The sequence below is a fragment of the Streptomyces sp. NPDC004647 genome (assembly GCF_040609575.1).
Classification (GTDB): domain Bacteria; phylum Actinomycetota; class Actinomycetes; order Streptomycetales; family Streptomycetaceae; genus Streptomyces.
Genome location: NZ_JBEXKU010000147.1, coordinates 1 through 9,149 on the forward strand (window position 1 = coordinate 1; position 9,149 = coordinate 9,149).

Below are 9,149 nucleotides of genomic sequence, written 5' to 3' on the forward strand. Positions count from 1 at the left end.
GCGGGATGTGCGAAAGACGGGACCAGGGGACGAGGCCGGGGTGTTGGAGCACGTGTGCGCCAACACCCCGGCTCCGGATGTGCGGTCTTCGCCCTTCCTAGCAATTCCGTTCGGTTCCACGCGTCTGCGGAACGCATCGGCCAACCACAGAGGTTGTCGGGGCAGGAGGAAAGCATCGGAGAGCCACCTTGCCCGTCTCGGTCAGACGCAGAGCAATCCGCTCAAGCAGCGGCAGTGCAAGACGTACTGACAGGGCGTTCACCTGCCCAGCTTGCCCCAGTTACTGCACGCCCGGGGTGGGATGGCCGAGACCGGCTGTCGGCCGTTGATGGGTACAGGGGCGTTTGGTCAGCGTCCGCACGGCTGGTGCCGGGTTGAGACAATCTGTGCCTCGTACTTCCCGGCAGGCAGTGAGGCAGCAGCGTGTTCCCCCTCTTCCACCGGCGCAAGCGCGGCGCGGCTCTTCTCGGCGTCTCCGCGCCGGGGCAGCGTGGCCCGTTCGGCGTCTTCCCCGACCCCGATGACGAGGAGGATGTCTCCCGGCCGGCGTTGGACCGGTGGATGGCCGGTGCGAGCGAGGCACATCCGGTGCGGGAGTGGCCAGACCGGCCGGATACACCGGTCTCGAGGGCCGCGCTCGACGTTCTGGACGGGATGCTTGACGCGTTGGACCAGGTGGCCGGGGAGGATCCGCGGTGGGCGGCCAAGCGGCGTGAGTTCGCCAAGCTGACGTCGATGGAACAGTTGCTGGAGATGCGCGGGGAGTTCGCTGTCGCGCTGGCCCTCACGTCCGCTGGCATCGGCTACCGGCTGGGGGACACCAAGGTGTCCAACCCCGACTTTCTCCTGCCGGACTCCACGGGTGGCGGCCCGGTGGCCGCTGTCGAGGTCACCGCCCGTGCGCCGAGGAACACCGCCGAACTCGTCGAGCGTGCCGAAGCCGAGTTCGACAGCGAGAGCGGGCTCGGTGTCCAGCTGGTGTTCAGCCACTACCCCTCGCGGCTCCAGGACGGCGTCGCTGACGCGGTCGCCGCCGCCGTCCGCGATCAGGCGGCCGCCGCAGGGCTGGGCCGCAGGGCTGGGCCGCAGCGTGGAGCCGGCGGTGATCGACGTCGCCGACACCATGAAGAACGCCGGACCGCTCGCCATCACCGTGCGCGTCGAGGCGAGCGAGGAGCGGTCACGGTGGGAGGTCCGCTCCAGCGAGTTGGCCGGTCCCCTGTCCTCCGCGCTATACGCGGCGTTCGAGGCCGGGCGCAGCCCGGCGAAGGCCGCCCAGGGACGCTCCCTCGGTGGCACGCCCGTGGTCTTGGCCGTCGACCTCTCCCGCTATGGCGCTGCATGGATGCGGCCTGCTTGGGTGTGAGCCGGGCAGCTCGCCGAGAGCGAGTACTTCACCCCCGACTACCCCTTCGCCGGGATCGTCGTCTTCCGCCAGAGCTTGGACACCGATGCCGTCCTCGATGCCGCAGTCGGTGTCTCTCCCCACCTCGACCCTAGCGCGCGGCGGATCGTGCTGGACTTGTGCGACTCCTCGGATGGGCTCGCACGTAGGTCGGACCCGGTCGAGCTGAGGGCGGTTGCTGCCAGGCATCCCGATGGTCAGCGGTCTTCGTCTGCCGGTGCCGTGCGGCGGTGCCGGCCTCGCCCTTTGCCCAGCGCCGGGCGGTCCCAGGTGGCGGGCCTCTCCTCGACCGGCTGCGGCGGGTACAGCAGGGCCTTCGCGGCGTTCAGGTCGTCAACGACTCCCACCGTGACCCAGTGGGCGCCGTCCCACTCCTGGATCACGCGGGGCGCGTCCGGCTCGACGTGGGCCCCGCGATGCGGGCCCGAGGTGAGCGGCACCGCCCGCAGCTTCCCCTTCGTTTGGGCACGTCGCTCCTCGCGTCGCCGTGCCCACTCCTCCAACGGCTCCTCGTTCACCGCAGCATCGTGGCGTAGCCGCACCCTGCGCCGCCACCCATGGCCCCGGCTCGCGGTCGTCGTCACCGACGGCCGCTGTTGGAGCGCGTGCTCTCCTTGCTCGCGGTCGACTGCTACCAGCGCACGCTCGGCCGGGGCCGTGGGGGCAGTTCAGCCTGCTCGGCGACGGCGAGGAGGCGTTCAGCGGTCTCCTGTCCGACCGTCTCGACGAGCCGATCGATGCTTGATGCGATCAAGAGCCAGGATCGTCGCGGAAGCAGGCTCAGGCGGGCGACGGCATCCGCAAGTGCTCCCGCTTCCAGTGCCATCATCGCCTGGACATCGGCGGAGTCCGCCTTCAGCGACACCGTCGCCTCCCGCACCAGGTCGACGGAGAGGGTCAGATCGTCGATCACCGTCACGGCGGTGGTGTTCTCGATCATGCTGGGCTCGTAGGTGCGCCCGAGGTCGTGGGCCTGGTGGACGGTGATGTTCGCCTCGCGGTATCCGGCGGCCATGAGGCGGCGCAGCGCGGCGTAGGCCGCGTGTGACTTGCCGGACCAGTGCGGTCCCAGGAGCAGCAGGCGGGCGGTGTCGCCGGCGAGGATGGTGGAGCACCACTGGGCGATGGCGGGGTGGTCGGTCTTGGCATCGCTGAAGAGCACGGGTACGACGGACATCGGCACAGCGTAGGCGGTGCCTCGCCCGTGGCGTGCGGTGGGTGGCACCGAGCTTGTCGCTGCCCCGCCTGCGGTCGGGGCAGGCCCCGGGCTGGTCCGGGTGATTGTGAGCGGTTTGGCCTCGGCTGGCTCGCGCGGCCGGGATGATGGCGCGCGTACGGGGTGGCGGTGCTGGGCGGGAGGGCTGAGCGATGGCCGGCTGGGGCAAGCAGCAGGAGCGGCTCGTGGTTCGGGCTGTCGACGTGCTGTCGGGCGTGCTGAGCGGGACCGGGGCGGAGCCGCCTCGTCGCATCATCGCCTCTCGGGCGCTGCTGGCCGTCGAGCAGCTGGTGTTTCCGATGCACGAGGAGTTGGTGCTGGCCGAGATCGCGGAGGCTGCGGCTCGGAAGGTATCCGACGAGCAATGGGTGGACGACGTCGCGGTGCGCCGGTGGGTGGCCGAGACGCTGGCCGACCACGCGATCGAGTTCAACGAGCACCATGACGTGTGGGAAGGCGATCGGGAGTACGTCGACCGCACTGGCCACCCCGTCTGGGGACTGCTCGGCCTCTCCCCCTTCTCTCGGCGCCTGCGGCTGTTGCAGGACGCGACCGCGAAGACCGGCGCCGGCCTGGGCCGCGACATCGGCGTCGGTGCGCACCAGCTCGGGCACTGGGCGGCGGGGCGGTCCCTGCCCGGGGAAGGTGACCGGGAGGCCCTGGCCCGGGCGTTGGGTGTCCATCCCGCGTGGCTGCATTCCTCCCGTGACGAACTGCCCGATGTGCAGCTGTACCGGTTCCGGTCCTGCCCGTGCGAGAAGCCGAGCACCATGACGCGTCTCGGTCTGGGCCGTGAGGAGCCGGGCTGGTACGACAGCCCCGCCGAGCAGGACGCCGCGGTGCACTGGTGTGATGGCTGCGGGCAGCCCTGGCTAAAGGACTTGGCCGGGTGGCTGCTGCCCCTTCCGCCCGGCGAGGAGCCGACCCCCTCCGAGGGGTGTCTGGCCGACGGCGGCCACCCTGCCGACCGCGCCTCCTATTGGTCTCTCGACGAGGCGTGGCCGGGAGCGCTGTGGCAGCCTCCGCACCCTCCCCGTGGCAAAAAGGCCCGCACCCGGACCGCCTACCGGATCCCCGCGCTGCTCACGCAGGAGCCGCAGGTTCTGTCGGCACGGCCGGCGGCTGCGAAGCCCCCGGTGCCGGAACCGGTCTGGCATGCCCGGCCCGAGGACCGCGTGGCGGCCAACGCGGATTGGTGCCGCACGTGCCGGTCCCTCATCGGCGCGCCGTTGACGGCCGCTGGCGGCCCGTGGGTCCTCCTGCACCGCAGCGAGCCGGGGCGCTCGCTGAGCACCTGGACGTACCCCGCCGAGAAGGACGCTCTGCACGCCGCCGCCCACCTGGCCATGACCTACCTGCAACTGGACGAAGGACCCCTCGATCGGGTGGCGATGGACCTGTTCGCCGATCAGGCGCACGCTCAGGTCATCACCCGCTTCCTCGAACTACACCCCGACACGCACCAGTTCGAGATCGCCGAACTCGTCCCGATGCGCGCTGACCAGTTCTGAACTCCGACGCACAGCCTCTGCCGCGCCGACCTGGCGGGTCACGCTTCGGGCGGTCAGCCAGGCGATCCACGCACCGTCCGGTGCCCAGCCCAGGTGGAGATCCGGCGTGTGGTCGGCCGTGCGGGCGCAGATACGGCCGTAGGCGCCGTGCCGGGCGGGGCACAGCCGGGCCAGTTCTTCCGGTGCGAGCGCCGTCAGGTCGTCGGGGAGGCTCTGGCCCGCCGCGGTCGCGCGAGCCTTTGCGCCTCGGCTCCGTTCGACGGCGTCCTGGTGCTCGGCGAGCAGGCGGGCCGAGGAGCAGTTTCCCGGTGCTGTCGTGGAGTGGCGGGAGCCTGAGGGTGCAGCGGGAGTTGGCACGGGTCAGACCGGCCAGCAGTGGCACCGCCAGGAGCCGAAGGCGGGTCACTCCATCCCGCCGCTGAGCCTGGGAAGTGTGGTGTCGATTCCCATCGACACGGAAGTGGGTAGTTCACGTAACTGCCCAAGATCAGGTTGACAGAACCCCCGGTCTGGAGAGATCCAGGCCGGGGGTTTCTTGATGTGTTTCTGGTGGGGTCGGCCGCCTGACAGGCTTGAGGCCAGCGGGGCGATGTGTGTCTCTTTGTCCTACTGCTCAGGGGCGGGGGCTGGGGCGCGAAGGCGGAAGGGAATGCCGCAGGGCCGGTACGCGGGCAGGTCCGGGCGGCCCTCCGTGCTGGGGTGCTGATGGCGTGGGTGGGGTGGTTCAGCCCGGCGGATCGCCGCTGGTCAGGGTGGCGAGGCTGGTCGTGCGTCGCTTTGCTCGGGTGTGTTTGGTCACGTTTGGCTCGTCGGGTTCGTTGACGAGGTGGGACCAGGGGTCGAGGCGGCGGCGTTTGGCGTGCCAGTCCCGTAGGAGGATCACGTTGAGTGCGGCGAGGGAGAAGGCGAGCAGGACGCTGTTCTTGAGTGTGCCCATGACACGGGTGAAGCCGCGGTCCATGTGCAGGCGGTGGGTCTTGATCTCTGCGTTGCCGGATTCGACGGCGGCGCGGCGCCCGTAGTCGGCGGCCCACGCGGTGGTTCCCCACAGGTTGCGTTGCTTGGTCCAGGCTGTGACATCGGGGGCGAGGGTGAGGGTCTTGCCGCAAGCGCATTCGGTGCCGGGTGTGCAGGCGGTAGTGGGGCGGGTGTGGGAACCGCGCAGGGAGCGCGGGTAGTTGGGGCAACGGACTTTCCCGGCGACGGCGGGGCCTTTGAAGCGCTGGTAGCCGTCCTTGTCGGGGCGGCTGTGGGGAGTGAAGGCGTAGGCGGCGCGTTGGTCGTAGCGGCCGTGGAGCTTGGCCTTGTCAGCGGCGGGCATCCCGATGGGGAAGCCGGGCAGGTCGCGGAGTGGGTGCGGGAGGGCGTCGGAGAACAGGCCGCCATCGATGACCACGGTCGCGGGAATCGGGCCGGGGTGCTGGCCGCGCTGGTTGTGGTGCAGGTCGATGATGGGTTCGACGTTTCGCGCGCGCAGTGGCCAGGCCCACGTCTCGGGCTTGCAGTAGGAGTAGCCGCGGTCGCCGATGACCTCGGTGACCACCTGCCCTTTGCCGCGGCGGGCGCGGACCTGGTCGATCAGGGTCACTCCGGCGCGGCCCTTGTGCGATCCGGCCGGGGACAGGTGCATGCCGGTGATGATGAAGGGGGTTTCCGGGCCGCCGAGGGAGCGGGCGTTGACGGCCAGGTGAAGGTCGTAGCCGCAGAACACCGAGCCGCGGGTGCCGTTGGTTCCGGAGCGGTAGCCATCGCGGGCGTCGGGATCGAGGGAGTTTTGCGCCCGTCCATCGTGGCCGGTGCGCGGCCAGCTCGCCTCATTGGCCGACTGCGCGTGGTTGACGGGCTTGTGGTCTTTGACCGGCAGGTGGTCGGGGTCCACGTCCGGTTTGCGTGCCCATGAGCGGCGGCGCGCCCAGGTCTCGTAGTCGGTGGAGTCGATGGCGAGCGCCTCGGTCAGTGGCACGCTGTCGGGCACGGAGGCGTCCAGGAGGCGGCCGAAGAATTCGGCCGGGGGGATCGGCTGGTGTGGGCAGTCCCGGGGGCAGGGCAGGAGTTCGCCCGTGGACCTGTCGACCCAGGGGTGGTTGTGCGGGACGGCGAGCGTGCCGGCTTCCAGAGCGCGGATGAGGAGGGTGTAGGCGTACCAGACCATTCGGTAGGTGGCTTCCTCGCGCAGTCCCAGATCGTGCCGCGCGGTGTGCGGCAGGTCAGCGAGGGTCTCCGTCACCTTGGTCAATGCATTTCCCCCTGGCGCAGCGCGTGCACGGCGAGCCCGATGAGCAGGGAACGGGCGGTGAACTCCCGTGGCGCCCCGATATCCGCATGGAGGTGGGCTTCGACAGCAGGTAGGAGCCCGGAACGCTCCACCAGCACGTGGGCCCGGCGCAGTGCTTGTTGGAGGGACAGTTTGCGTCGGCCGGTGCGGTGCAGGGCAAGGACGCTCTCCGTGCGGGTTGTCTCCCTCACCCGGCGGCTCCTGGCGGATGGTCCAGAGCGCCGGCGATGGTCCTGGCGGCTTCAGGTTCTGGCAGGCGGGGCAGGTGCGGGAGTAGATCGATGAGGCTTCCGGAGCTGGCCAGGCCTGCGGCAGCCAGGATTTCGGGCAGCGGTACACGGGCGTTGAGCAGGGTCACCAGCCAGGTGGTCCGCAGCCGGGGTGCGGACAGCGGCGGCAGCCGGTCGGGGACCTCGATTCTGCCGACGAGCTTGTTCAACCGGTTCTTGCTCTTCTCCGCCGCTTTGCCGACCAGCGGCTCACCGGGAAATCGGGCGGCCAGAGTGCGGATCAGCGGCGCATACGCCGCGAGGACGGGGATAGGGCGCGCCTTGGGCCCGGTGACGTGCAGGGTGGTCACTCCGTCGAGGCTGGTGACCGCTGAGCCGGTGATGATCAGGTGTTCGCCGGGCCACAGCCCTGCTCCGAGCCCGCCCGCGAGCAGACCCAACGCCGCGCGGGTGCGGGCTCCTGTCGTCTGCTTCCCGGCGATCTCGAAGAAACCAGCGATCTCGGCAGGGCCGTAGGGAGGGGCCAGCCGGTTGCGCGGCAGCGTGGCCTGTTGCGGCGGCCACGGGGCACGCCGGGTAATCTTCCGGCCCACCGCTGACAGCCGGGAGCGGTGCGTGCGCCGGGAGGTGTCCTTCAGCGCCGGCATCCCGACCGCGGTGTATCGCTCGACGACATCGGGAGTGAACAAGGCCTCGGTCTGCAGCGGCAGGCACTCGGCAACCGCCCAGGTGCAAAAGCGCGTCACCGTGGTCAGATACTGCACAGCGGCCCAGGGGGAGTCCGGGCCGAAGGCGGTCACCGCTTCGCGGACGAATGGCGCGACCTCCGGCCAGGCCGCCGACGGCAGGCCGCGGGGTGTGTAAAGGGCGATGGCGGTCGGCACGTCGGTCACGACGACCCCGCCCATGACGAGTGGACGCGGCACAGCCGTCTCCCCCGAACCAGGAGTGGTCTTATAAGACCATCCTCCCATGTTCGAATGCTGTTCGCATCACAAAGCGGCATGCGAAAAGGAATTTCCTGCACCCCTGCGGCTACCGTGATGATGTGCCGCGCAGCCACGGAGACGACGCCCCCGCCACCTACCTGGCTGCCGGGGCGTGGCCGGACGGGCAGTTGCGCGAGGGCGCGCCGGTCAGCGCGATCTACGCGCAGGAGTTCTCCCGCCGATTGCGCGACGTGATCGCCGAGAGAGGACTCAACCCGCTCGCCGTTGAGCGGGCCACCGGAGTCAACCGCCGCACCATCGAACGCACGTTGAAGGGCCTGGTGCTCCCGGACTTCGGCGCGCTGGCTCGCCTGGAAGCCGAATTGGAGACGGACCTGTGGCCGCGCCGCAAGCGCGAGAAGGCCGAAGGGGAATGTCAGCAAACGCCTTGACCGCCCAACACCCCGACATGGGGTACACGTTCGGGTGACGGATCACGGCGCGCAGAATCAGCACGGCAGGCCTCCTGCTAAGCTCACAGCGCGACTTGACCCGTGAAAACCACACATTCGGTGACGTCGTGTTTGGGCACCTCCGGGGCGCAATCCCGGAGGTGCCTGCTTGTTGGGGCCTATCCGCTCACGGTCGCCTCCTGCTGCTGAGCGAATTCGGGAGCCAGCCGGTAGTAGACGTTTTTGCGGCCGGATTCCTTGTGCTTGATGAGCTGGCCGGCGCGGACCATATCGCTGAGGATGCCGCGCAGCTTGCGGTGCCCGTCGACCCCGAGTTCGGCACAGAGGTCCAGGGCGGACCACCAGCGCTGCGGTGCATTCGACATCAATGCGATGATCCGTACCCGCCTGGGAGCCTGAGAGGCGGTGGCTGGGTCAATCTGCGTCGGCTCGGGCCGCTGCGGCGGGATGAGCGGCTCCTGGTCGCCAAAGGCCCCGAACGCCTCGTCAGCGTGCTCGGCGAGATCTTCAGCCGACGGCCCAACGTCCTCGCAGGCGGGCCTCGGGCTGTCGAGGCCGTTGTCCAGCACGCTCACCTTCTGCCACAGCGGGTTACTGCCGACAATCCGCTCCAGCGTGCCGATCATCTCAGCGAGCACGCGCGCCCTTTCCTCAGCCTGCTCCCTTTCCTGCCGGAGCAGAACAAGGAGTTGGTCAGGGGAATGGCGATGGAGGGCATCCGCCCATGAGGTCATAGCCACAAAGCGTGACCCTAGTAGCGGTGATGCGCGTCTTCCTAATCCCGCACCCTGAAGTCACCTAGGCGAGTGAACTGCACAGGTTTCCCTTTGGGCGCGAGCTGGATGGGAAAGACGACCGTGCACGTGGGGACTTTCAGAAACAGCCTGGTCAGTCATGGCTGAACGCGCCAGCTTCTCGTCTTTCGATGCGGTATCCCTAGCGCAGGGAAGGAGCGCACGGGCCCCATTTCCTGCCCGTGCGGGAGGGGGCAGCCAGACGAGCCCAAAGCCACATGGAGCCTTTTCCAACCTCACGTTGATGCGTGGTGAAGGACGAGGACGGCCTTGACGATGTCGGTGATGCGGTTGGTGCTGCAGCGGATCTTTCGCA

General features: G+C 69.5%; 11 protein-coding genes. 3 read left to right on the plus strand and 8 right to left on the minus strand.

Annotated elements, in window-relative coordinates; all coding sequences use genetic code 11:
- Window positions 1-348 precede the first annotated feature (348 nt).
- Entirely contained in the window at window positions 349-1,125 is a 777-nt protein-coding gene (locus ABZW18_RS33470) for a hypothetical protein (protein WP_356194975.1), read from the minus strand.
- On the opposite strand from ABZW18_RS33470, the gene ABZW18_RS33475 reads away from it, so the two are divergent.
- A complete protein-coding gene (locus ABZW18_RS33475; protein ID WP_356194977.1) occupies window positions 1,103-1,366 on the plus strand; it encodes a hypothetical protein in 264 nt (87 codons plus the stop codon). The two genes, ABZW18_RS33470 and ABZW18_RS33475, sit on opposite strands and share 23 nt — an antisense overlap.
- A gap of 236 nt (window positions 1,367-1,602) precedes the next feature.
- On the opposite strand, the gene ABZW18_RS33480 is transcribed toward ABZW18_RS33475, so the two are convergent.
- Both ABZW18_RS33480 and ABZW18_RS33485 read right to left on the minus strand, forming a co-directional pair.
- On the minus strand, window positions 1,603-1,923 hold the full coding sequence (locus tag ABZW18_RS33480) for a DUF6087 family protein (RefSeq protein WP_356194979.1): 321 nt from the start codon (window positions 1,921-1,923) through the stop codon (window positions 1,603-1,605).
- Window positions 1,924-2,036: 113 nt separating this feature from the next.
- The gene (locus ABZW18_RS33485) at window positions 2,037-2,582 is read right to left on the minus strand and encodes a hypothetical protein (protein ID WP_356194981.1); all 546 of its coding nucleotides are present in this window, start codon (window positions 2,580-2,582) and stop codon (window positions 2,037-2,039) included.
- Between the two features lie 191 nt (window positions 2,583-2,773).
- Here ABZW18_RS33485 and ABZW18_RS33490 point away from each other — a divergent pair, with 191 nt between their 5' ends.
- Window positions 2,774-4,132, plus strand: a complete 1,359-nt coding sequence (locus ABZW18_RS33490; protein ID WP_356194983.1) for a helix-turn-helix transcriptional regulator — start codon at window positions 2,774-2,776, stop codon at window positions 4,130-4,132.
- Here the strand turns inward: ABZW18_RS33490 and ABZW18_RS33495 are convergent.
- The 4 genes from ABZW18_RS33495 to ABZW18_RS33510 form a co-directional block, all read right to left on the minus strand.
- Window positions 4,067-4,489 (minus strand): hypothetical protein, encoded by a 423-nt coding sequence (locus tag ABZW18_RS33495; RefSeq protein WP_356194986.1) that lies wholly within the window; start codon window positions 4,487-4,489, stop codon window positions 4,067-4,069. The two genes, ABZW18_RS33490 and ABZW18_RS33495, sit on opposite strands and share 66 nt — an antisense overlap.
- Before the next feature lie 367 nt (window positions 4,490-4,856).
- Window positions 4,857-6,359, minus strand: a complete 1,503-nt coding sequence (locus ABZW18_RS33500) for a transposase (RefSeq protein ID WP_356194997.1) — start codon at window positions 6,357-6,359, stop codon at window positions 4,857-4,859.
- Window positions 6,360-6,364: 5 nt separating this feature from the next.
- A complete protein-coding gene (locus tag ABZW18_RS33505; RefSeq protein WP_356194988.1) occupies window positions 6,365-6,598 on the minus strand; it encodes a hypothetical protein in 234 nt (77 codons plus the stop codon).
- Window positions 6,595-7,563: a hypothetical protein gene (locus ABZW18_RS33510; protein ID WP_356194991.1), complete on the minus strand. Its 969-nt coding sequence runs from the start codon at window positions 7,561-7,563 to the stop codon at window positions 6,595-6,597. The genes ABZW18_RS33505 and ABZW18_RS33510 overlap by 4 nt, the downstream gene beginning before the upstream one ends.
- 122 nt (window positions 7,564-7,685) lie before the next feature.
- Here ABZW18_RS33510 and ABZW18_RS33515 point away from each other — a divergent pair, with 122 nt between their 5' ends.
- On the plus strand, window positions 7,686-8,018 hold the full coding sequence (locus tag ABZW18_RS33515) for a transcriptional regulator (RefSeq protein ID WP_356194993.1): 333 nt from the start codon (window positions 7,686-7,688) through the stop codon (window positions 8,016-8,018).
- A gap of 179 nt (window positions 8,019-8,197) precedes the next feature.
- Here the strand turns inward: ABZW18_RS33515 and ABZW18_RS33520 are convergent, their stop codons facing one another.
- Window positions 8,198-8,677, minus strand: a complete 480-nt coding sequence (locus tag ABZW18_RS33520) for a hypothetical protein (protein ID WP_356194995.1) — start codon at window positions 8,675-8,677, stop codon at window positions 8,198-8,200.
- Window positions 8,678-9,149 lie beyond the last annotated feature (472 nt).